This is a genomic window from Streptomyces sp. NPDC046881 (assembly GCF_040645015.1).
GTDB lineage: Bacteria > Actinomycetota > Actinomycetes > Streptomycetales > Streptomycetaceae > Streptomyces.
Genome location: NZ_JBEYXJ010000003.1, coordinates 1 through 22583, shown reverse-complemented (window position 1 = coordinate 22583; position 22583 = coordinate 1). Strand labels below are relative to the sequence as shown.

22 protein-coding genes are annotated in these 22583 nt (G+C 74.7%); 16 read left to right on the top strand and 6 right to left on the bottom strand.

The genetic code is table 11. The annotated features are described in order from the left end of the window. Positions 1-5: 5 nt before the first annotated feature. From ABZ923_RS02760 to ABZ923_RS02735, 6 genes are all read left to right on the top strand, one after another. Positions 6-1484, top strand: a complete 1479-nt coding sequence (locus ABZ923_RS02760) for a SulP family inorganic anion transporter (protein WP_361465856.1) — start codon at positions 6-8, stop codon at positions 1482-1484. Between the two features lie 104 nt (positions 1485-1588). After that, positions 1589-2413 (top strand): slipin family protein, encoded by an 825-nt coding sequence (locus tag ABZ923_RS02755; protein WP_361465853.1) that lies wholly within the window; start codon positions 1589-1591, stop codon positions 2411-2413. A gap of 42 nt (positions 2414-2455) precedes the next feature. Then, a complete protein-coding gene (locus ABZ923_RS02750) occupies positions 2456-3325 on the top strand; it encodes a PPK2 family polyphosphate kinase (RefSeq protein WP_361465850.1) in 870 nt (289 codons plus the stop codon). 58 nt (positions 3326-3383) lie between these two features. Beyond that, positions 3384-4907: an FAD-dependent oxidoreductase gene (locus tag ABZ923_RS02745; RefSeq protein WP_361465848.1), complete on the top strand. Its 1524-nt coding sequence runs from the start codon at positions 3384-3386 to the stop codon at positions 4905-4907. 91 nt (positions 4908-4998) lie between these two features. Continuing rightward, the gene (locus tag ABZ923_RS02740; RefSeq protein WP_361465845.1) at positions 4999-5835 is read left to right on the top strand and encodes a polysaccharide deacetylase family protein; all 837 of its coding nucleotides are present in this window, start codon (positions 4999-5001) and stop codon (positions 5833-5835) included. A 17-nt stretch (positions 5836-5852) separates the two neighbouring features. Further along, complete coding sequence (locus ABZ923_RS02735; protein WP_361465842.1) at positions 5853-6035, top strand: hypothetical protein; 183 nt, start codon at positions 5853-5855, stop codon at positions 6033-6035. Here ABZ923_RS02735 and ABZ923_RS02730 read toward each other — a convergent pair. Next, positions 6027-6698 (bottom strand): ABC transporter, encoded by a 672-nt coding sequence (locus ABZ923_RS02730; RefSeq protein ID WP_361465840.1) that lies wholly within the window; start codon positions 6696-6698, stop codon positions 6027-6029. The two genes, ABZ923_RS02735 and ABZ923_RS02730, sit on opposite strands and share 9 nt — an antisense overlap. After that, entirely contained in the window at positions 6695-7573 is an 879-nt protein-coding gene (locus ABZ923_RS02725; protein ID WP_361466193.1) for an ATP-binding cassette domain-containing protein, read from the bottom strand. The genes ABZ923_RS02730 and ABZ923_RS02725 overlap by 4 nt, the downstream gene beginning before the upstream one ends. A gap of 147 nt (positions 7574-7720) precedes the next feature. Here ABZ923_RS02725 and ABZ923_RS02720 point away from each other — a divergent pair, with 147 nt between their 5' ends. The 5 genes from ABZ923_RS02720 (at position 7721) to ABZ923_RS02700 (ending at position 13501) form a co-directional block, all read left to right on the top strand. Further along, positions 7721-8440: a peptidyl-tRNA hydrolase gene (locus ABZ923_RS02720; protein WP_361465837.1), complete on the top strand. Its 720-nt coding sequence runs from the start codon at positions 7721-7723 to the stop codon at positions 8438-8440. Positions 8441-8562: 122 nt separating this feature from the next. After that, positions 8563-9867: a DUF692 domain-containing protein gene (locus tag ABZ923_RS02715; protein ID WP_361465834.1), complete on the top strand. Its 1305-nt coding sequence runs from the start codon at positions 8563-8565 to the stop codon at positions 9865-9867. 155 nt (positions 9868-10022) lie between these two features. After that, positions 10023-10793 (top strand): DUF4142 domain-containing protein, encoded by a 771-nt coding sequence (locus ABZ923_RS02710; protein WP_361465832.1) that lies wholly within the window; start codon positions 10023-10025, stop codon positions 10791-10793. A 116-nt stretch (positions 10794-10909) separates the two neighbouring features. Then, positions 10910-11689: a TIGR04222 domain-containing membrane protein gene (locus ABZ923_RS02705; protein ID WP_361465829.1), complete on the top strand. Its 780-nt coding sequence runs from the start codon at positions 10910-10912 to the stop codon at positions 11687-11689. A gap of 147 nt (positions 11690-11836) precedes the next feature. Continuing rightward, positions 11837-13501 carry an alpha/beta hydrolase gene (locus ABZ923_RS02700; protein WP_361465828.1) on the top strand — a complete coding sequence of 555 codons (1665 nt, stop codon included), beginning with the start codon at positions 11837-11839 and terminating at the stop codon, positions 13499-13501. 111 nt (positions 13502-13612) lie between these two features. Here the strand turns inward: ABZ923_RS02700 and hemQ are convergent, their stop codons facing one another. Both hemQ and hemG read right to left on the bottom strand, forming a co-directional pair. After that, entirely contained in the window at positions 13613-14344 is a 732-nt protein-coding gene (gene hemQ, locus ABZ923_RS02695; RefSeq protein ID WP_361465826.1) for a hydrogen peroxide-dependent heme synthase, read from the bottom strand. A 5-nt stretch (positions 14345-14349) separates the two neighbouring features. After that, positions 14350-15804, bottom strand: a complete 1455-nt coding sequence (gene hemG / locus ABZ923_RS02690) for a protoporphyrinogen oxidase (protein WP_361465823.1) — start codon at positions 15802-15804, stop codon at positions 14350-14352. Positions 15805-15962: 158 nt separating this feature from the next. Here hemG and ABZ923_RS02685 point away from each other — a divergent pair, with 158 nt between their 5' ends. Further along, entirely contained in the window at positions 15963-16925 is a 963-nt protein-coding gene (locus ABZ923_RS02685; RefSeq protein WP_361465820.1) for a DUF4349 domain-containing protein, read from the top strand. A gap of 27 nt (positions 16926-16952) precedes the next feature. Next, positions 16953-18347, top strand: a complete 1395-nt coding sequence (locus tag ABZ923_RS02680) for an FAD-dependent oxidoreductase (protein WP_361465817.1) — start codon at positions 16953-16955, stop codon at positions 18345-18347. On the opposite strand, the gene ABZ923_RS02675 is transcribed toward ABZ923_RS02680, so the two are convergent. Continuing rightward, entirely contained in the window at positions 18344-18625 is a 282-nt protein-coding gene (locus tag ABZ923_RS02675; RefSeq protein ID WP_358647708.1) for a hypothetical protein, read from the bottom strand. The genes ABZ923_RS02680 and ABZ923_RS02675 overlap by 4 nt on opposite strands. Before the next feature lie 92 nt (positions 18626-18717). Here ABZ923_RS02675 and ABZ923_RS02670 point away from each other — a divergent pair, with 92 nt between their 5' ends. Continuing rightward, complete coding sequence (locus tag ABZ923_RS02670) at positions 18718-19542, top strand: rhomboid family intramembrane serine protease (RefSeq protein ID WP_361465814.1); 825 nt, start codon at positions 18718-18720, stop codon at positions 19540-19542. Positions 19543-19555: 13 nt separating this feature from the next. Here the strand turns inward: ABZ923_RS02670 and hemE are convergent, their stop codons facing one another. Next, positions 19556-20614, bottom strand: coding sequence for a uroporphyrinogen decarboxylase (hemE, locus tag ABZ923_RS02665; RefSeq protein ID WP_361465811.1), 1059 nt, complete (start codon positions 20612-20614; stop codon positions 19556-19558). 163 nt (positions 20615-20777) lie between these two features. Here hemE and ABZ923_RS02660 point away from each other — a divergent pair, with 163 nt between their 5' ends. Both ABZ923_RS02660 and ABZ923_RS02655 read left to right on the top strand, forming a co-directional pair. Then, entirely contained in the window at positions 20778-21455 is a 678-nt protein-coding gene (locus ABZ923_RS02660) for a DUF3000 domain-containing protein (RefSeq protein WP_361465809.1), read from the top strand. Positions 21456-21714: 259 nt separating this feature from the next. Continuing rightward, positions 21715-22374, top strand: a complete 660-nt coding sequence (locus ABZ923_RS02655) for a response regulator transcription factor (protein WP_361465806.1) — start codon at positions 21715-21717, stop codon at positions 22372-22374. Positions 22375-22583 lie beyond the last annotated feature (209 nt).

The window sequence follows — 22583 nt, the reverse complement described above, 5'->3', positions numbered from 1 at the left end:
CGCCGATGACCGACAACCGCACCCTCATATCCCGTTTCCCCCACCTCAAGGAGGACTTCGCCGCCTCCCTGGTGGTCTTCCTGGTCGCGCTGCCGCTGTGCGTGGGCGTGGCCGTCGCCTCCGGGGTGCCGGCCGAACTCGGCCTGGTCACCGGCATCGTGGGCGGCATCGTCACCGGGCTGATGCGCGGCAGCAGCCTGCAGGTGTCGGGTCCGGCGGCCGGCATGACCGTGCTCGTCTTCGAGGCGGTCAAGGAGTTCGGCCTGCCGGTGCTCGGCGTGATCGTGCTCGTCACCGGAGTGCTCCAGGTGGCCATGGGCCTGCTGCGGCTGGGCCGTTACTTCCGCGCCATCTCCGTCTCCGTCGTCGAGGGCATGCTGGCGGGAATCGGCCTGGTGATCATCGCCGGGCAGCTGTACCCGGCCCTGGCGACGAAGGCGCCCGACTCCGGCCTGGACAAGATCTTCCAGCTGCCCGGCGCGTTCCTCGACGCCTTCGGCGACACCGACGCCCTGGCCTCCCTCGCGGTGGCCGCGGGCACGGTCGCGGTGCTGCTGCTGTGGAAGCACACCCCGGCGCAGGTGCGCGCCGTGCCCGGTCCGCTGGCCGCGGTGGGGCTCGCCACGCTGGCCGCGTTCGCGCTGGACCTGCCCGTGGCGACGGTGGAGGTGCAGGGCCTGCTCGGCTCGATCCAGCCGCCGCCGCTGAGCGCCTTCGGCGAGCTGGCCGGCGTCGGGCTGCTCGGCACGGTCGTCGCGTTCACCCTGATCGCGTCCGCCGAGTCCCTGTTCAGCGCGGCGGCCGTGGACCGGCTGCACTCCGGTCCGCGCACCCAGTACAACCGGGAACTCGTCGCCCAGGGCACCGGCAACATGGTGTGCGGGGTGCTCGGCGCGCTGCCGATGACCGCGGTGATCGTGCGCAGCGCGGCCAACGTCCAGGCGGGCGCCCGGACGAAGGCCTCGCGGGTGCTGCACGGCGTGTGGCTGCTGCTGTTCGCGGCGCTGCTGCCCGACGTGCTGGCCTACATCCCGATCCCGGCCCTCGCGGGCATCCTGATCCACGCGGGCGCCAAGCTGGTGCCGCTCCGGGCGCTGACCGTGCTGTGGCGCGAGCACCGCGGGGAGGCGCTGGTGCTCGCCGCCACGGCCGTCTCCATCGTGGCGGTCAGCATGTTCGAGGGCGTGCTCATCGGTCTCGCGCTGGCGGTGGTCAAGACCGCCTGGGAGGCCTCGCACGTCAAGCTGGAGGTCGTGGACAAGGGGGCCGGCCCGGTGGAGGCGCACCTGTCCGGGAACGCCACCTTCCTGCGGCTGCCGAAGATCCTGGACAGCCTGGAGGCGCTGCCCCAGGACCGCCCGGTCCGGCTCGACCTGTCCGGGCTGCACCACCTGGACCACGCCTGCCGTACCGCCCTGGACAACTGGGCCGCACGGCACAGCGCGGTCGGTACGGAACCGGTGCAGCTGGTCACCGCGGCCTGAGTGCCCGCCCGTGGGGCCGGGGCGCCGGGAACTCTCGGCATCCCGGCCCCACGGGCCTATCGTGGCAACAGCAGACAAACCGGCCTCTGGGTGAGGAGGTCACCATGGTCGAGGACCTTGTGGTGGCCGTCGCGGCGGCGGGCTCCGCCGGTCTCGTGTACCTGGCGACGGCGGCCCGCGTGGTCAAGCAGTACGAACGCGGTGTGCTGTTCCGGCTCGGCCGGGTCACCGGGGAGGTGCGCTCGCCGGGCCTGAACCTGATCATCCCCTTCGTGGACCGGCTGCAGAAGGTCAACATGCAGATCGTGACCCTGCCCATCCCGGCCCAGGAGGGCATCACCCGGGACAACGTCACCGTCCGGGTGGACGCGGTGGTCTACTTCCGGGTGGTCGACGCGACGAGCGCCCTGCTGAAGGTCGAGGACTACAAGTTCGCGGTCTCGCAGATGGCACAGACCTCGCTGCGGTCCATCATCGGCAAGAGCGATCTGGACGACCTGCTGTCCAACCGCGAGAAGCTCAACCAGGGCCTGGAGCTGATGATCGACAGCCCGGCGGTGGGCTGGGGCATCCAGGTCGACCGGGTCGAGATCAAGGACGTGTCGCTGCCGGACACCATGAAGCGGTCGATGGCCCGCCAGGCCGAGGCGGACCGCGAGCGCCGGGCCCGGATCATCAACGCGGACGCCGAGCTCCAGGCCTCCAGGAAGCTCGCCGAGGCGGCCCAGCAGATGGCCGACACCCCGGCCGCGCTCCAGCTGCGGCTGCTGCAGACGGTGATGGCGGTGGCGGCCGAGAAGAACTCCACCCTGGTCCTGCCCATCCCGGTGGAGCTGCTGCACTTCCTGGAGCGGGGCGGGCAGCCGGCGCTGCCGGAGCAGGAGCAGGAGCCCGTCGCGCACACCGACGGCGCACCGCGCACGGGCTGACGGGCACCCGGAGCCACCCCGCCCCGGACGGAAGGAGCGCCCGTGCCGAAGAAGCCGGCCAGGAAGCGCGAGGAGACCCTTCGGGACCTGTTGCGCCTCCCGCCGGGCGAGCGGATCGAGCTGTCCGGGTACGACGCCCGGGCCACCCCGGGCGCCCCGGACGGCAAGCAGGCCGCGCTGGCGGACACCGAACGCATGGGCAGGCACCTGGCCGGGCTCCAGGAGCGGCTCTGGGCGGCGGGCACCGCGGGCGACCACCGCCGGGTGCTGCTGGTGCTGCAGGGCATGGACACCAGCGGCAAGGGCGGCACGGTCAAGCACGTGATCGGCCAGCTCAATCCGTCCGGCTGCCGGATCAGGGCGTTCAAGGCGCCCACCGAGGAGGAGCGGCGGCACGACTTCCTGTGGCGGGTGCGGCAGGCGCTGCCCGGGCCCGGCGAGATCGGCATCTTCGACCGCTCGCACTACGAGGACGTGCTGATCGCCCGCGTCCGGCACCTGGCCCGGCCCGCCGAGATCGGCAGCCGCTACGGTTTGATCAACGACTTCGAACGCACCCTCGCCGAGGAGGGCGTGACCCTCGTCAAGTGCTTCCTGCACGTCTCCTACGACGAGCAGCGCCGCCGTCTGCTGCGCCGCCTGGACCGCCCCGACAAGCACTGGAAGTTCGACCCGGGCGACATCGGCGAACGCGCCCTGTGGCCCGCCTACCAGGAGGCGTACGAGCTGGCCCTGACGCGCTGCGCGGCCCCGTACGCGCCCTGGTACCTGGTGCCGGCGGACCACAAGTGGTACCGCAACTGGGCGGTCGGCCGGCTGCTGCTGGAGCAGCTGCGGGAGCTGGACCCGCGGTATCCGGAGGCGGACTTCGACGTGGCGGAGTGCCGGAAGCGGCTGCTGGAGCAGGCGTGATGCGGGACCGAGGATGCGGGGCAGACGTGGGCCGGGCGGGCCGGGGTACCCGGCGGGCATGCGCGAACAGCGGAAGGTCACCGATTCGTACTGGCTGCAGACCGCTCCCGGGCCGTCCCACCCCGTCCTGGACGGGGATCTCGTCGTGGACGTGGCGGTCGTCGGCGCGGGCATCGCGGGCCTGAGCACCGCCCACGAGCTGGCCCGGGCCGGCCGGCGGGTGGCGGTGCTGGAGGCCGGGCGGGCCGCGGCCGGGGTCACCGGCTACACCACCGCCAAGCTGACCGCCCAGCACACCCTGGTCTACGACCGGCTCCGGCGCACCCGGGGGCCGGAGGGGGCGCGGCTGTACGCCCGTTCGCAGACTGAGGCGATCGAGCACGCGGCGGCGCTGGTGGCCGAGCTGGGCGTCGACTGCGAGTGGGAGACCAGGGACGCCTACACCTATGTCCGGGACCGGTCGCGGGTGGACGAGGTGCGCGCGGAGGCGGAGGCCGCCCGGGAGGCGGGGCTGCCGGCCTCGTTCACCACGGAGACCGGCCTGCCGTTCCCGGTGGCGGGCGCGGTCCGGGTGACCGGGCAGGCGCAGTTCCACCCGGTCAAGTACCTGCGGGCGCTCACCGCCGACCTGCTCGCGCACGGCGGCCAGGTCTTCGAGCACACCCGGGTCACCCGTCTGACGGAGGGCGAGCCGTGCCGGCTGACCACCGAGTCGGGCGCCACGGTGACCGCCCGGGACGTCGTGGTCGCCACCCACTATCCGGTGTTCGACCGGGCCCTGCTGTTCACCCGGCTCTCCCCGCGCCGGGAACTGGTCGTCGCCGGACCGCTGGGCGACGGCCCCGACCCGCACGGCATGTACATCACGCCGGACGAGAACACCCGCTCGGTGCGGACGGCGCCCTACGGCCCGGACGGGCAGCGGCTGCTCGTGGTCACCGGGGAGCACTTCACACCCGGCACAGGCGATCCGCAGGCGGGCTTCGACCGGCTCGCCGGCTGGGCGGAGGTGCACTTCCCCGGGGTGACCCTGGACCACGCCTGGGCCACCCAGGACAACGAGTCCACCGACACCGTCCCGCTGGTCGGCCCCCTGCACCCGGGCGCCCGGCACGCCTACGTGGTCACCGGCTTCGGCGGCTGGGGCCTGAGCGGCGGGATCATGGGCGGGCTGCTGCTGACCGCGTTGATCACCGGCCGGGACTGCGCCTGGCGGGAGCTGTACGACCCGCGCCGGCTGAAGTCGGTGGTGCGCGAGGCGCCGTCGCTGCTGAAGACGCAGGCCGAGGTGGCCCGGCACTTCGTCGGCGACCGGCTGAAGCCGCCGGCCTCGGTGGACGACCTGGCCCCGGGCGACGGCGCGGTGGTCCGCTCCGGCACCGCACGGCTCGCGGTCCACCGCGACGAGGAGGGTGCCCTGCAGGCCGTGTCGGCCCGCTGCACCCACCTCGGCTGCCTGGTCAGCTTCAACCGCGCCGAGCGCGCCTGGGAGTGCCCCTGCCACGGCTCGCGCTTCGCCGTGGACGGCACGGTGCTCCAGGGCCCGGCCGTCGCACCGCTGGAGCGGCGCGACGTGGAGTGACCGCCCAGGGGCGCCGCCGCACGGGTGACGGTATCGCGTGTTACGGCTCCCATTAATCACATAAACCGATATTCAGCTTTACGTTCGTGCAGTGATCCCACGAGTACGCTGCATCACCGCCGTCTGCGTCCTGGGCGCGGCGCTCACCGCCTGCGGTACCGCGGGCGACGGGCGCCCGGCCGGCGCCTCCGCCTCCCCGTCGCCCGCCGCCGGCCCGCCCGTGCTCGCGCCGGGCCCCGGCGGGCTGACGCCGGTCTTCGAGCACGGCCCGCGCACCCTGGGCAGGACGGTCGCGCTCACCTTCGACGCCGACATGACCGCCGACCAGGGCCCCCGCGCGGCCTCCGGCGAGCACTTCGACAACCCCGGTCTGATCGGCGCCCTGCGCGCGCTGAAGGTGCCGGCGACCGTGTTCATGACCGGCCGGTGGGCCGACCAGTACCCGGCCGAGGCCCGCGACCTGGGCCACGACCCGCAGTTCGAGGTGGCCAACCACTCCTGGAGCCACTACGCCTTCACCGCCGACTGCTACGGCCTGCCCACCGTCGACGCCGACGGGATGCGGGCGGACGTCCAGCGGGCGTACACCTCCCTGCGCAAGGCGGGCGTGCCGAAGGCGATGCCGTACTTCCGCTTCCCGGGCGGCTGTTACGACCAGCGGGCGCTGCGCGCGCTGAGCGGGCTCGGGGTGACCGCGGTGCAGTGGGACGTGATCAGCGGGGACGCCTTCGCCACGGACGCCGACGCGGTGGTCCAACAGGTGCTGGACGGGGTGAAGCCCGGGTCGGTGGTCGTCATGCACTGCACCCGCAGCGCCGCCCCGACCACCGAGCGGGTCGTGCGCACGGTCGTACCGGAACTGCGCAGGCGTGGCTACCGGTTCGTGAAGGTCTCCGAGCTGATCGGCCAGGCGGGCACCGTCCGCTGACGTCCTACGCTGGGGGTATGAGCGACGAGGACTACTGCACGGTCACCGAGGCGGTGAGGCCGGCGAAGGCCGACGGCCCGCCGTACGCCGAGTGCGTGCTGTGCCGCGAGCCGACGGAGTACCCGGAGTCGTACAAGGGCATCACGCTGTGCCCGGTGTGCGAGTGGCAGGAGGCCCAGCGCACCGCCTGCTCAGGGTGAGCGGCGCGAGGCCAGCCGGCCGGTCGCGGCGAAGACGGCTGCCGTGAGCAGGGCCGCCCCCGCCAGCGGCAGCAGCGGCACCGGGGCCCGGCCGGTCCGCGAGCCGGAGACCAGGCCGCTGACCGCCGCCTGCGCCGGGGAGCCGGCCGACACGACCGCCAGCAGCGCACCCAGCAGCATCGCCGGCACCGCGCGGCCGGTGGAGCGCAGCACCGGCCGGTTGGTGAGCGCGCCGACGGCCGTCCCGAGCAGTGCGCAGACGAGGGCGGCCGGCAGGCCCGCGGCGGCGGCCCGGAGCCGGGGCACGTGCACCCGGTGGCCGTTGTTCACCGGGTCGCTGATCAGCGTCACCACCACGGTGGCCGCCACCCCGAGCAGCACGGCCGCGAGCAGCGCGGTGAGCAGGCAGGCGAGGTGGGCCCTCAGCGGGCCGCGGGCAGCGGCGACGCAGGCCCGGGCCGCGGACGGCTCACCGGTGACGCAGATCCGCACCAGCCAGGCGGCCACCGGCAGCAGACCCGCGGCCGTGTAGCCGAGCGAGTCCAGCACCGGCTGGCCGCTCTGCACGCCGACGCCGAGGAACACGGCGTACAGGATCACCGGGGGCAGCCAGCGCTGGGAGCGCAGCAGCAGGTCGGCGTGGTAGCGCAGGAGCGCGGTCATGGGCGGCTTCCGGGATCGGGGGACGGTGGAGCGGCGGGCGGTTCGACACGCACCACGTGCCAGGACGGGCGGGCCGTGAGCAGGGCGCGCAGCAGGATGTCGGAGTGGGAGCCGGGGACGGCGAGACGGTGGCTGCCGGGGGCGGTCTCCTCGGCGGACACGGCGACCCGCACCGCGTCCGGCGGGAGGCGCCCGCCCGGCGGCCCCTGCACGGTGACGACCGTGACCGGCCCGGCCGGCGACGTCGTGTCGTCGGTACGGCGTTCCAGCCGTCCCTCGACCACCGCGTAGGCCGCGTCCGGTGCCCCGGCGAGCCGGCGCGGGTCGTGGTCCACGAACACCACGGCACCCCCGGCGGCCGTCCGCTCGGCCACCGCCCGTTCCAGCTCGGCCCGCGCCGCCGCGTCGAGGCCGGTCCAGGCCTCGTCCAGCACCAGCAGCTCCGGGTCGCCGAGCAGGGCCTGGGCGACGGCGACCTTCTGGCTGCTGCCCTTGGACAGCCGCGCCATCGGCGTACCGGCGTACGCGCCCGCCCCGAACCGCTCCAGCCAGGTGTCCGCGGCGCGTGCGGCGGACTTCCGGTCGAGGCCGTGGACGGCGCCGAGGTGGGTCAGATAGCCGGCGGCCGTGAAGGGCAGGGCGGCCGGGAACCGCTCCGGCACATAGGCCGTGCGCGGCCGGCCGGTGATCCGGCCCTCGCTGGGCGCGTCGAGCCCGGCGAGCAGCCGCAGCAGGGTGGACTTCCCGGTGCCGTTCGCCCCGTCGATCCGGGTGAGGGTGCCGGGGGCGAGGACGAGGTCGACGCCCCGCAGCACCCACGGGCCGCGGATGCCGTAGCGGCGGCCCACGGCGGTCAGGCGCAGGTCATGGTGCACGGAGGCCATGCGGCACTCCCCCTTCCGGTCCCCTCGGTCGGTCAAGAGGGCTGAGCGGGGCCGGCGGTTCCCCGGCTTCGCCGGAATTCCGCCGGACGCGGACCGCGCGTTGAGCGGGCCGGTCGCGGCTTCGTAGGCTGGGCTCTCGTGAGCCACGTTCCTGCCCCCACCGCCGACAGTCCCTTCCGGTCCGCAGCCGGCCCCCGCGACGAGGCGCCCCAGTTCGTGCTGCCGCTCGTCGTCCGCATCGAGCGGAGCACCCCGCCGGCCCGCACCGACGCCCTGGAGACGGCCGCCCGGGCCGTCCTGACCCTGCTCGGCGACGAGCGGGCGCACGGCGACGGCGAGTGGGCCGAGGCGGTACGCGGCTGGGAGGACGCCCGCATCCGCAAGGTGGTCCGGCGGGCCCGCGGCGCCGAGTGGCGGCGCGCCGCGGCACTGCCCGGGATCACGGTGACCGGCACGTCCGCGGAGGTCCGCGTCTTCCCGCCGGTCCCCCTGGACGGCTGGCCCAAGGACCTGGCCAGGCTCCAGGTGTCGGGCACCGAACTGGACGACCCGGAGCCGCCTTTGGCCGCCGACCCGGCCGCCGGGCCGGTGCTCTGGCTCAACCCGGACCTGGAGATGTCGGCCGGCAAGGCGATGGCCCAGGCCGGCCACGGCGCCCAGCTGGCCTGGTGGGCCCTGTCCGCCACGGAGCGCACCGCGTGGCGCGACGCGGGCCACCCCCTCACCGTCCGCACGGCCTCCCCCGCGGACTGGCCGCGGCTCACCACCAGCGGCCTGCCGGTGGTGCGGGACGCCGGCTTCACGGAGATCGCTCCGGGATCCTGCACGGTCGTCGCCGACCACCCCGCGCTGCGCTAGGCGCGCCCCCCGGAACCTCAAATGTTGCTCTGAACGCGGCGGGCCGGGGGTTCGGGGCCGGCCGGCGGGGCCATACCTCCGTCACTCGGCGCAGGAGCGCGGGGCGAGGGAGGGGGAACGGCATGCGGCGACTGGGGACCGGGATCGGATGGCGGCCGGAGATCGCGGACGCCGTGGAGGGGATGACGGGCATCGACTGGGTGGAGGTCGTGGCGGAGAACGTCTGCCCCGGCCACCTTCCCGCGTCGCTGCTGCGGCTGCGCGAGCGCGGGGTGACGGTGGTCCCGCACGGCGTCTCGCTCGGCCTCGGTGGCGCCGACCGCCCCGACGAGGGGCGGCTGAAGGCGCTCGCCGAGCGGGCGGAGGCCCTCGGCTCGCCGCTGGTCACCGAGCACATCGCCTTCGTCCGGGCGGGCGGCGCGCTCACCGCCTCCCCGCGTCTGGAGGCCGGCCACCTGCTGCCCGTGCCGCGCACCCGGGACGCCCTGGACGTGCTGTGCGAGAACGTCCGTATCGCGCAGGAGGCGCTGCCGGTGCCGCTGGCCCTGGAGAACATCGCCGCGCTGTTCTCCTGGCCCGGCGAGGAGCTGACCGAGGGGCAGTTCCTGTCCGAGCTGGTCGAGCGGACCGGCGTACGGCTGCTGATCGACGTGGCCAACCTGCACACCAACCACGTCAACCGGGGCGAGGACCCGGCCGAGGCGCTGGCCGCGCTGCCCCTGGAGGCGATCGCCTACGTCCACGTCGCGGGCGGGTTCGAGCGCGACGGCGTCTGGCACGACAGTCACGCGCACCCCGTGCCGCGCCCGGTGCTCGACATCCTGACCGGCCTCGCCGCCCGGGTGGCGCCGCCGGGGGTGCTCCTGGAGCGGGACGAGAACTTCCCCGGACCGGGCAAGCTGGAGCGGGAGCTGGACGCGATCCGGGAGGCGGTGGCGGCCGGGCGCGGGCGTGCCGTGGCGGGTACGGCGGTGCGGGGGGCCGTCGCTGCCGGGGCGGGGGGTGTCGGTGTGCTGGCGCCGCCGCTGGCCGGGGCGCGCGAGCGGGTCGCGGTGGCCCAGACCGCCGTACTGTCCGCCCTGGTGGCGGGGACGCCGGTGCCGGAGGGGTTCGACCGGGTGCGGATGGGGGTGCAGGCACGGGCGCTCGCCGCCAAGCGGGCGGGGGTGGTGGCGAAGGTGGCGCCCGAGCTGCCGGTGCTGCTCGGGGCCGGGTACCGGGAGGCGTTCCTGGAGTACGCGCGGCAGCGGCCGATGCGTGCGGGGTACCGGCAGGACGCGCTGGACTTCGCGGGGCATCTGCTGAAGCTGGGGCGGCCGGGGGACGCGGGGACCCTCCGGGAGCTGCGGGAGTGGTGGCTGGACCGATCGGGCCCGGCCCCCCGGAGGCGGGGGCTCGTCGAGCGGGTGCTGCGGCGCCGGGTCTGAAGGGGCACCGCCGCAGCCGACGGCACGGCGGGGAACCGTGCGAGAACGGCCACCCCCGTACCCGCGCCCGGAAGCCGGCCCCCGCTCCCCAGTAATATGCCAACTCCGCACCCAACCCCCAAGGCACATCCCCGGCGTGCGGTGCAGGAGGCACCATGCGACCGCGTCCCCCGATCACCGGCCGAGGCATATTCAGCGGCACCGGGCTCGTCATCATCGCCCTGGCCGCCACGGTCGTCGCGCTGCTGGTCCCGCTCTGGTCGTACGCCGGCCGGCAGGACCCGGCGAGCGCGAACGTCCTGAGCGCCCGGACGGTGACGACGCCGTACGGCCCGCTGTCGGAGCAGGACCGGGACTTCGTCACCAAGGTCCGGCTGGCCGGGCTGTGGGAGCTGCCCGCCGGGCAGCTGGCGCAGCGCAAGGGGACGACGCCCGCCGTCCGCACGGCCGGACAGCACCTCGTCGACGGGCACACCTCCCTGGACGCGCACGTCCGCACGGTCGCCACCCAGCTCGGCCTGGCCCTGCCCAACGAGCCGAACGCGCAGCAGAAGGAGTGGCTGGACACCCTGAACGCGGCCGAGGGCCAGGAGTTCGACCGCCGGTTCGCCGGCCTGCTCCGGCTCGCGCACGGCCGGGTGTTCTCCCTGGTCGCGCAGGTCCGGGCCGGCACCCAGAACTCCCTGGTCCGCGATCTCGCCGACGACGCCAACACCACGGTCCTGGACCACATCAAGGTCCTGGAGGCGACGGGGTACGTCGACTTCTCGGTGCTGGCCGAGGACCTGGCCGCCCCCGCCACCCCGGTGCCGACCCCGCCGGAGGTCGACCCGGGTGCCGCCGCGCCGGTCACACCGTCGCCGGGCGAGACGTACGCCCTGCCGCCCGCCGCCGCGAGCCCACCGCCGGCGACCGGCAGCCCGTGACCGCCCCGGACGGCCGCTGACCAGCCCGGGAAACGGAACGTCACATACCCACAACAGTCCGTCCGGATGGTGAAAGGGCATGGCGTCCGCCCAGTCCCCTGGCATACAAACACGTCATGTTCTGGGTCCTTCTGCTGCTGCTGGCCTGGGCTTTCGCCGGGTCCGCCTGTACCCGGCTGTGCCTGACGGCCGTCCGCGCCGCCGCCGTGGACGCGCGTGACGCGTCGGCGGACGCGGAGCGCGACCTCACGCTGTACGAGGCGGCCTTCCTGTCCGGCGGCCCCGCCCGGGTCGCCGACGTGACCCTGGTCTCCATGGCCCGCCAGCGGCGGCTGCTGCTCGCGCACACCGGCTGGGCCACGGTCGTGGACCCGCGGGGCCGCGACGAGATGGAGCAGTCCGTCATAGGGGCCATAGGGCCCGAGGGGCAGTCGCGGATCGCCCCGGTACGGGCGCGGGCGGCCGGCACGGAGGCCGTACGCCGGCTGGCGGACGGGCTGGTGCGCGCCGGTCTCGCGGTGCCCGAGGGCGCGGGCGCGACCGTGGGGGCCGCCGTCCGCCGGGTGCGGGTCGCCGCGGTGGCCGTGACCGTGCTGGGCGTGACCGCGCTGCTGCTGCCCATCGAGACCGGCACGCCGCGCCCGCTGGTGGGCGCCTGGTTCGCCCTGCCCCTCACGCTGGCGCTCAGCTGCCTGGCCATCGCCCGGTTCGAGGTGCACCCGTACTCGCGCTGGGCCTCCCCGGCCGGGCAGCGGCTGCTGGGCGCGCTGGCCGGACGGCCGGCCGGTGACGAGCGGTCGTTCCTCACCTCCGTCGCCGTGCGCGGCATCCGCGCGATCGGCGAGCCGGAGCTGCGCGCGGCCTTCACCCACCGCGACCAGCCCTGGCGGGAGTGAGGGCGGTTTCCGGGGGCGCACAGGGGGCATTGGCGCCGACACCGGCCGGGTGGTGCTTGCCTTCCCCCACAACCGACCGAAACATCCCTTGTGTCGTCGCCGGGCCGTGGCAGCCGTGCCATCGCCGCCGCACCGAAGGGATACGCGATGAAAGCTGCCGCCCTCTACTCGGCCGCCGGTTCCCTGCTCCTGACCACCCTGGCCACGGCCCCGGCAGGCGGCGCGCCCGGCACCCCGGGCCGGCCGGGCGCCCCCGGCACGGCCGAGCTGCGCGGCACCGCGGTGGCCGTGGCGCGCGCCCGGGCGGCCGGTGTCGACTTCGGTCCGTGCGCCGCCGCCGACCTGCCGGACCCGCCGGCCGGTGTGCGGTGCGGCACGGTGACGGTCCCGCTGGACTACGCCCGCCCGTACGGCCGGCAGATCCGGCTGACCGTCAGCCGGGTCCCGGCCTCCCAGAAGGACCCGCACAACAGCAAGCGGAAGGTCCCCCGGCAGGGCGCCCTGGTCTTCAACCCGGGCGGCCCCGGCGCCTCCGGCATGTACTTCCCGCTGGTCGGCGCGGTCCCGGAGTGGAAGCGGATCGCCGCGGCCTACGACCTGATCGGCTACGCCCCGCGCGGGGTGGGCCGTTCGGCACCGCTGTCCTGCGAGGACCCCGAGCGCTTCTTCAAGGCGCCCACCGCGTCCCCGGTGCATCCGTCGGAGGCCTACAAGCGGCAGCGGGCCGCGCAGGCGAAGGCGTACGCGCGCGGCTGCGTCCAGCGGTCCGGGACCGCGATCCGGTTCTACAACTCCCTCAACAACGCCCGGGACCTGGACGTGCTGCGGGCCGCGCTGGGCGAGGACCGGCTGACCTTCATGGGGGCGTCGTACGGCACCTACTTCGGCGCGCTGTACGCGGCGATGTTCCCCTCGCACGTGCGCCGCATGGTGCTGGACTCGGCGGTGAACCCGGACCCGGAGCGGATCTGGTACCGCAGCAACCTGGACCAGTCGGCGGCGTTCGAGGAGCGCTGGGCGGACTTCCGGGACTGGATCGCCCGGTACGACGACGTGTACGGGCTCGGCGCCACGTCGGCGGCGGTGCAGCGCAGCTACGACACCGCGCGCGAGCGGCTGGCCGGGAAGGCGGCGGGCGGCAAGGTCGGCCCCGGCCAGCTGCAGAACGTGTTCCTGACGGCCGGGTACTACGACGACTTCTGGCCGAGCCGGGCCGAGGCCCTGTCGGCGTATCTGCACGGCGACCCGGCGCCGCTGGTCCGGCTGGCCGCGCCGAGCCCGGAGACGGCCGCCGAGGCGGAGAACGGCAGGGCGGTGTACACGGCCGTGGAGTGCAACGACGCGCCCTGGCCGACGGACTTCGCGGTGTGGGACCGCGACAACACCCGGCTCGCCCGGGTGGCGCCCTTCGAGACCTGGGACAACGCGTGGATGAACCTGCCGTGCGCCTACTGGCCGGTGCCCCGGCAGCAGCCGCTGGACGTGCGGACCGGGCCCGGTGAGCTGCCGGCGGTGCTGATCCTGGCGGCGGAGCGGGACGCCGCCGCGCCGTACCAGGGGGCCCTGGAGATGAACCGGCGACTGGCCGGCTCGGTGCTGGTGACCGAGCGGGACGCGGGTACGCACGGCATCGGGGGCGGCCCCAACAAGTGCGTCAACGGGCACCTGGAGGCGTACCTGCTGGAGGGCCGGGTGCCGGCGCGGCACGCGTCGTGCGCGCCGCGCCCCGAGCCGGTCGCGGCCGCCTCCGGCGGTTCGGCCGGCAAAGAGGCCCGGCGGGACGCCCTCAAGGGCAAGGGCAACCGCCGGTAGGCGCCTTCGCCTCATGGAGCGCCGCGCCGTGCCGTCGGCGGCTGCGGGCCGGTCGCGGCCGGTCGCTCGGTTCCCGGCGCCCCGGTGGGGCGCCGCCCCGCGGGGCAGCCGTCAGGCCAGGCCCGCCACCAGTTCGCCGATGTCCTTGCGGCGGCCGGTGTAGAACGGGACCTCCTCGCGGACGTGCATCCGGGCCTCGGAGGCGCGCAGGTGGCGCATGAGGTCGACGATGCGGTACAGCTCGTCGGCCTCGAAGGCCAGGATCCACTCGTAGTCGCCGAGGGAGAACGACGCGACCGTGTTGGCGCGCACGTCGGGGTAGCCGCGGGCCATCTTGCCGTGGTCGGCGAGCATGCGGCGGCGGTCCTCGTCGGGCAGCAGGTACCAGTCGTAGGAGCGCACGAAGGGGTAGACGCTCACGTAGTTCCGGGGCGTCTCGTCGGCGAGGAACGCCGGGATGTGCGAGCGGTTGAACTCCGCCGGCCGGTGCAGCGCCATGTTCGACCAGACCGGCTCCAGCGCCCGGCCGAGCCTCGTGCGGCGGAAGAGGTTGTACGCCTCCTGGAGCTGGTCGCTGGTCTCGGCGTGCCACCAGATCATCAGGTCGGCGTCGGCGCGCAGGCCGGAGACGTCGTAGGTGCCGCGGATCGTCACGTCCTTCGCGGCGAGCTGGTCGAACAGCTCCTGGACCTCGTCGGCGTATCCCGCGCGGTCCTCCGGCAGCACGTCCTTCAGCCTGAAGACCGACCAGAGGGTGTAGCGGATGACCTCGTTGAGGTCCTTGGCCAGCTTGCCCTTGTTCGGGATCCTGCCGGACTCGGTGGTGGGGGCGTCGTCACTCATGGTCCCTATTCTCCCGCTCCGCCGTGCAGGCTCTGCACCGGGTTGGCCGTCAGCTCCGCCACTCCGGCCGGGTCGCCGGCCAGCTGGTCCACCGCGGCGTGGGCGCTCGCGATGCACGCGGGGATGCCGACGCCGTCGTACTGCGCGCCGCACACCGCGAGGCCCGGCAGCTTGGCCACCTGCTCGCGGATGCGGGCCACGCGCGCGTGGTGCCCGACGGGGTACTGGGGCAGGCCGTCGGTCCAGCGGGTCACCCGGGTCTCCAGCGGCACGGCGTCCAGGCCGGTGGCCTCCCGCAGGTCGTGCCGGGAGACCTCCACCAGGCCGGCGTCGTCGCGGCCGAGCACCTCCGTCTCGCCGTGGCGGCCCACGGAGGTGCGCAGCACCACCACGTCCGGGTCCTCCTCGGCGATCCAGCCCCACTTGTGGGAGGCGAAGGTGGAGGCCTTGATGGTGCGGCCGTCGACGGGCGGCACGAGGAAGCCGCTGCCCTCGGGCAGACTCAGCCCGGTGCGCCGGTAGGCGAGGGTGACCAGGGCCATCGAGGCGTACTCGACGGCGGCCAGCTCGGCCGCCGCCCCCGGGCACTCGGCGCGCAGCAGTGCGGCGGCGGCCGGGGCGGGTACGGCGACGATCACGGCGTCGGCGTGCAGCACGCGTTCCCCGGCGGTGATCCGCCAGCCGCCGGCCGCCTCCCGGCGCAGTTCCCGCGCGGGTGTCCCGGTCAGGATCTCGCCGCCCCGCGCGCGCACGGACCCGGCGACCGCGAGCGGCAGCCGGCCGACGCCGCCGGCGATGCCCATGAAGACGGGCCCGGTCTGCTGCTGCGCGGCGGCCCTGGCCTGGATCTCCCGGACGCCCTCGGTGAGGGAGGTGTGGGCCCGTGCGGCCTGGAAGAGCTGCGGGACGGCCGAGCGCATCGAGATGCGGTAGGCGTCGCCCGCGTAGACCCCGCCGAGCAGGGGTTCCACCAGCCGGTCGACGACCTCCCGGCCGAGCCGGGCCGCGACGTACTCCCCGACGGCCACGTCGTCGCCGGTCTCGGTGCGGGGCAGGTCGGCGTCGCGTTCGATGCGGGCCAGGCCCTCGTCGGAGAGGACGCCGGAGAGCGCGGCGGCGGTGCCGGGCACGCCCATCACATGGCCCTTGGGCATGGGCCGCAGGGCGCCCCGGGTCCAGATCGAGGCGGTCGCGGTGGCCGGCGGCTGGAGCGCCTCGCCCAGTCCCGCCTCGCGCGCGAGCGTCACCGCCTCGGGGCGGCGGGCGAGCATGGACTCGGCACCCAGGTCGACCCGCACGCCGGCGATCTCGCCGGGCAGCAGCTTGCCGCCCACCCGGTCGCCGGCCTCCAGCACGGTCACGCGCGCGCCGCGCCCCAGCAGCCGGTGCGCGGCGGCCAGCCCGGCGATGCCGGCCCCGATCACGACGACGTGCCCCGGGCCCCTGTCCGTTGTGCTCATGTCCCCCACTCTCTCAGACCCCGCGGGCACCGCCGCCGGGGCCCGGTGTCCGGCGCGAGTCCGGACCGTGACCGCATCGGAACCGGCGCCGTCAAACGTTCCCGGCCGACCCGGCGTCGAAGGACCGTCACAGACCACAGCTCCGGGGGGTACCGCCCATGCGCACACCACACACCGCACCTCGCCTTCGGACCCTGGCCGGGGTCCTGCTCGCCGCCTCCCTCGCGCTCGCCGGGTGCGGCGGCGCGGACGACGCGAGCGGCGGCTCCGCCAAGGCCGCCTCCGACAGCAGGCCCGAGCCGGCGGGCGCCCCCCGCGGCACGGCGGCCCGCGGGAACGGGACCCCGCACGCGACGCCCGTGCTGGCCCCGGGCTCGGTCATCCGCACCGTGTCCCTCACGCTGGAGGTCAAGGACGTGGCCAAGGCCCTGGCCGCCGCCCGCACGACCGCCGAGGAGGCGGGCGGCTTCGTCGGCGACGAGACGACGAGCCGGGACGCCGGCGGCCACGAGCACACCCGGGTGGTGCTGCGCGTGCCCACCGAGCGGTACGACGAGGCCCTCACCGGTCTCCAGGGCACGGGCCGGCTGGTCGGCCGCACGGCCAAGGCGGTCGACGTCAGCGAGCAGGTCGTGGACGTGGACAGCCGGATCAGGTCCCAGCGGGCCAGCGTGGACCGGGTCCGCGCGCTGATGGACAAGGCGACGAAGCTGAGCGACGTCGTCGCCCTGGAGGGCGAACTGAGCAGCCGTCAGGCCGACCTGGAGGCGCTGCTGGCCCGGCAGGCCTCCCTGAAGGACCGCACCAGCCTGGCCACCGTCACCCTGTCGCTGTCGGAGACCCCGGTGAGGCAGGCGTCCGGTGACGACGCTCCGGGCTTCACGGACGCGCTGGCGGGCGGCTGGCACGTGTTCGTCGGCATGCTGCGCTGGATCGCGCTCGCGCTCGGTGCCGCCCTGCCGTTCGCGGTCCTCGCCGCGCTCCTGGTGCTGCTGTGGCTGCGGGTCGTACGGCCCCGGCTGCCGCGCCGCGCGGAGCCCGTCCCCGCGGTGGGCGCGCCCGGCGCGCTGCCGTCGGCGCGCCCGGTGCCGGACGCCGCCGAGGAGGCCGGGCGGGACTGAAGTCCCCGCGCCCCGTAGCGTGTTCCCATGAGCATGCGCGAGGGGCGGGACGGCAGGGAACGGCTGGTCGTGATCGGCGGCGACGCCGCGGGCATGTCCGCGGCGTCGCAGGCACGGCGGCTCAGGGGCCCCGGGGAACTGGAGATCGTGGCCTTCGAGCGCGGCCACTTCACCTCCTTCTCGGCGTGCGGCATCCCGTACTGGGTGGGCGGCGAGGTCCCCGAACGGGACCGGCTGATCGCCCGGACGCCCGCGGAGCACCGCGCGCGGGGGATCGATCTGCGGCTGCGCACCGAGGTCACCGAGATCGACGTGGCCGGGCAGCGGGTGCGGGCGCGTGACGTCGATTCCGGCGCCGAGTCCTGGACGCCGTACGACAAGCTCGTCATCGCCACCGGCGCCCGCCCGGTCCGCCCCGACCTGCCCGGCGCGGACGCCCCCGGCGTGCACGGGGTGCAGACCCTGGACGACGGACAGGCCCTGCTGGACACGCTGGCCGGCACGCGCGGCCGCAGGGCGGTCGTCGTGGGGGCGGGCTACATCGGCGTGGAGATGGCCGAGGCGCTGATCAACCGGGGCTTCGCGGTGACGGTCGTCAACCGCGGCCGGGAGCCCATGTCGACGCTCGACCCGGACATGGGCCGGATGGTGCACCGGGCCATGGAGGGCCTCGGCATCACCATGGTGAACGACGCGGAGGTCACCAAGCTCCTCACCGGCGAGGACGGCCGGGTCCGCGCGGTGGCCACCGAGGACGCCGAATACCCGGCGGACCTGGTGATCCTGGGCATCGGCGTCCGCCCGGAGACCGGCCTCGCCCGGGCGGCCGGGCTTCCGCTCGGCGCCCACGGCGGCCTGCTCACCGACCTCGCGATGCGGGTGCGCGGGCACGAGAACATCTGGGCGGGCGGCGACTGCGTGGAGGTGCTGAACCTGGTCTCCGGGCAGGAGCAGTACGTCCCGCTCGGCACCCACGCCAACAAGCACGGCCAGGTCATCGGCACCAACGCGGGCGGCGGCTACGCCACCTTCCCCGGTGTCGTGGGCACCGCGGTCAGCAAGGTCTGCGACCTGGAGATCGCCCGCACCGGCCTGCGCGAGAAGGACGCCCGCCGGGTCGGGCTGCGCTTCGAGGCGGTCACGATCGAGTCGACCAGCCGGGCCGGCTACTACCCCGGTGCCGCCCCCATGACGGTCAAGATGCTCGCCGAGTCCCGCACCGGCCGGCTGCTGGGCGTGCAGATCGTCGGCAGGGAGGGCGCGGCGAAGCGGGTCGACATCGCGGCGGTGGCGCTCACCGCCCGGATGACGGTGGACCAGATGACGGCCCTGGACCTGGGCTACGCCCCGCCGTTCTCACCGGTGTGGGACCCGGTACTGGTGGCGGCGAGAAAGGCGGCGGCGAAGGTACGGGCGGCTTAGGCGGTCCCGCTGATCCGGGGCAGTGACGTCACGCCGGAGGAGACGGCGGCCGGCTGCTCGCCGGAGGGCTTGGCGTGGGAGGCGGACGGCCGGGCGGACCGGAGCCGGTAGCTCACCGCCTCGTCCAGCGTCACGGGCCGCTGCATCTGCGAGGCGAGCCGTCCCGCCTCCTGGCCGAGCCGCGCCACGTCCTCCCAGGGCAGCCGTACCACCAAGGACAGTTCGGCCTCGCCGTCGGGCAGAGCGTGCATCGCCGAAACCTGCGGAGCGTTCGTCATCGCCTGATCCTCACGTCGGTTGAGAACACATACGCACGCCCGCCCGGCCGCGTTCACCGATTCGCGGGCCCGATCGCGGGCACTACTCCTGTGTGGTCATCCCCGTTCATGACGTGAACCCGGTGCGCCGCACCCCCTGGGTGACGTACGCCCTGATCGCCGCCAACGTGCTGGTGTTCCTCACCATGCCCGGCACGGCCGGTGCCGTGGCCGGCGCCGGCAGGCTGGCCCGGCTGTGCGACCTGCAGGCCTTCATGGACCACTACGCGGCGGTCCCCAGGGAGCTGATCCACCATCAGATGCCCCGGCTCGTCCCGACCGGGGACGTCGGCGTGGGCCCGCACGGCCCGGGCTGCGTCGTGGCGCCGCCCGCCTACGACAAGTCCCCGGCGCTGTCGGTGTTCACGTCGATGTTCCTGCACGGCGGCTGGCTGCACCTGCTGGGCAACATGCTCTTCCTGCTGATCTTCGGCAACAACGTCGAGGACCGGATGGGCCACATCCGCTACTTCCTCTTCTACGTCGTCTGCGGCTACGCGGCCGGCTACGGCTTCGCGCTGCTCAACGACGGCTCCGGCGACCCGCTGATCGGCGCGTCCGGCGCGATCGCCGGGGTCCTCGGCGCCTATCTGGTGCTGTACCCGAAGGCCCGGGTGTGGGTGCTGGTGCCGTTCCTGGTCTTCCTGCCGCTGCGGCTGCCCGCCTGGCTGGTGCTGGGCTTCTGGTTCGGGCTGCAGGCGGTGTACTCGTCCGGGCACGGGGTGTCCGGCGCCGGCACGGTGGCGTACGCGGCGCACGTGGTCGGCTTCGTGGCGGGCATGCTGCTCGCCTGGCCGCTCAAGCCCGGCACGCCGCCCCCGCCGGAGCCGCCCGGCCTGCTGTTCGGCAGGCGCGCGCGGCCCCACTACTCCTGGTGAGCCGGCCGGCGGCTCAGCGCGCGGTGGCGGTGTGGACGTACTCCACGAGCCGGGTCAGCGCGTCCGGGTCCGTGTTCGGCATGACGCCGTGGCCGAGGTTGAACACGTGGCCCTCCAGACCGGCGGCGGCGTCGAGCACCTCGCGGGCCTTGGCGGCGACGGTGTCCTTGTCGGTGAACAGCACGGTCGGGTCCAGGTTGCCCTGGAGCGCCTTGCCGGGGCCGACGCGGCGGGCGGCCTCGTCCAGCGGGACGCGCCAGTCGACACCGACGACGTCCGCGCCGGCCTCGCCCATGAGCTTCAGCAGCTCGCCGGTGCCGACGCCGAAGTGGATGCGCGGGACGCCGTACCCGGCGACGGCGTCGAAGACCTTCGCGGAGGCAGGCATGACCGAGGTCCGGTAGTCGGCGGGGGCCAGCGCGCCGGCCCAGGAGTCGAAGAGCTGGACGGCGCTCGCGCCGGCCTCGATCTGGACCTTCAGGAAGGCGGCCGTGATGTCGGCGAGCCGGTCCAGCAGGTCGGCCCACAGCTCGGGGTCGCCGTACATCATCGCCTTGGCGTTCTCGTACGTGCGCGAGGGACCGCCCTCGACCAGGTAGCTCGCGAGGGTGAAAGGCGCGCCGGCGAATCCGATGAGCGGGGTGGCGCCCAGTTCACGGGTGAGCAGGCCGATGGACTCGGTGACGTAGGAGACGTCCTCGGGGGTGAGGTCGCGCAGCCGGGCCAGGTCGGCACGGGTGCGGATCGGCTGCTCGACGACCGGGCCGACGCCGGGCTTGATGTCGAGGTCGAGGCCGATGGCCTTCAGCGGGACGACGATGTCGCTGAAGTAGATCGCCGCGTCCACGTCGTGCCGGCGCACCGGCTGCAGGGTGATCTCGGTGACCAGCTCGGGCCGCATGCAGGACTCGAGCATCGGGACGCCCTCGCGCACCTTGCGGTACTCGGGCAGGGAGCGGCCTGCCTGGCGCATGAACCACACGGGCGTGTGCGGCACGGGCTCGCGCCTGCACGCCCTGAGGAAGGCGCTGTCGTACGTCGCTGTCGGCTGCGGGGTGTCATTGGCGGTCACGAGGCAAGTTTCGCATGCCGCCGGATCGGCGCCCGACGCCCCGGCGGTGCCGCCGCCGGCGGCGGCGCACCGCGGCGCACGGCCCCCGGGGCGCCCATGGCGCCCCATGTCATAGGGGTGTCTTGCCCTGCACGACGCCTCGCTTCCCCTTACTCTTCCCCGCATGGCTGCGGCTCACGGACGAAGGTCGGACAGCGCTGATGGAGCGGGCGAAGTGAAGGACACCGAGGAGGCGGACGGGCACCCCGGTGTCCCGGGGCCGCCGGCTTTCCGCAGCGCGGTCGAGGCCCTGCGCGGCAGCCGGCTGCGGCCCCAGGTGGAGGTGGAGCCGACGCCCGCCCCGCAGCGGCTCGCGCCGTACGCGTACGCGCTGGAGGCGGTGGTCGTCGACGGCGACCAGGAGCTGGCCGACGGGCGGCTGGTGCTGCTGCACGACCCGGCCGGGCACGAGGCCTGGCGGGGCACGTTCCGGCTGGTGACGCTGGTGCGGGCGGAGCTGGAGCCGGAGATGGCGGCGGATCCGCTGCTGCCCGAGGTGTGCTGGTCGTGGCTGACCGGGGCGCTGGCGGCGCGCGGGCTGGGCTACGGCGAGCCGAGCGGCACGATCACGCGCGCGAGCTCGCACTACTTCGGCGGTCTCGCCGAGCGGCCGGCCGCCTCGCAGATCGAGATCCGGGCCTCCTGGACGCCCCGGGAGGGCCTGGGCGGGGTGCCGGACACCGCCGCGCACCTGGCCGCGTGGTGCGATCTGCTGGCGCAGGTCGCGGGGCTGCCGCCGGCCGGGCCGGGGGACGCGTCGGTGGTGAGCCTGCCGCAGCGCAGGGGCCCGCAGTCCCGGTGAGGGGTCGCCGCGAAACGCCCGATTGACCATCTCTTTGTCGATACGGCCACTTTCCGTACTCGAATCGCACCCGCTCGAACCGACTCGATCTTCGGATGATCGATCGCGTGTCCGAATTGCACAGATTGTTACTCACTAGATCGTGATCATTCTCTAAAGGCGGACGAGTTTGCTGCCGAAGACGACTGTGACCTTGAAAGCACGGTTCGTCCCGGCTTCATCCCCACAAGCCGGCCCCGTCCCCCACCCAGGAGGCCTGGTGTCCGTTCTCCTTGAGCAACCCGCAAGCCTGGTCGCCTACCGCCCGAACAAGCCGACCGCCATGGTGGTCGTGGCCGACCCGCGCGTCCGCTCCACCGTCACCCGCCACCTGTGGGCGCTCGGGGTGCGCGACGTCATCGAGGCCTCGTCCATCGCGGAGGCTCGTCCCCGCATCGGCAACCCGCGCGACATCTGTGTCGCCGACGTCCACCTCCCCGACGGCTCCGGCCTCACCCTGCTGTCCGAAACCCGCGCCGCGGGCTGGCCCAACGGACTCGCGCTGTCCGCCGCCGACGACATCGGCGCGGTCCGCAACGCGCTGGCCGGCGGCGTCAAGGGCTACGTCGTCACCGGCACCCGCACCAACATCGGGCTCCCTGTCCGACCTGGTGCCGCCCCCCTCGGCGCCGCCGCCCGTATGCACCGCCGTCCCCCGGGTGCCCCGAGCCACCCGGGCGGCTACCGGGAGCTGTCCGGACGCGAGGTCGAGGTGCTGCGGCTGGTCGCGGAGGGCCAGTCGAACAAGGCGATCGGCGTGTCCATGGGCCTGTCCGCCCTCACCGTGAAGAGCCACCTCGCCCGCATCGCCCGCAAGCTCGGCACGGGCGACCGGGCCGGCATGGTGGCCGTGGCCCTGCGCACGGGGATCATCCACTGAGCCCACCCGCTCCCCCCTTCGGCGGAACCCGCCGTTCACTCGCCTGCACCCGGCCGTGCCCCTGACTGACTGGTTTACGACCCTGGAGCGCCCCGCGGCCGGCCCGGTCCGCGCCCGGCGCCCGCCCCCCCCCCCAAACCCCCAAAACGACCCCAACACCGCCCCCCCCGCCCCCACCACCCCCCGGTCCCCCCCCAACCCCGCGAAAC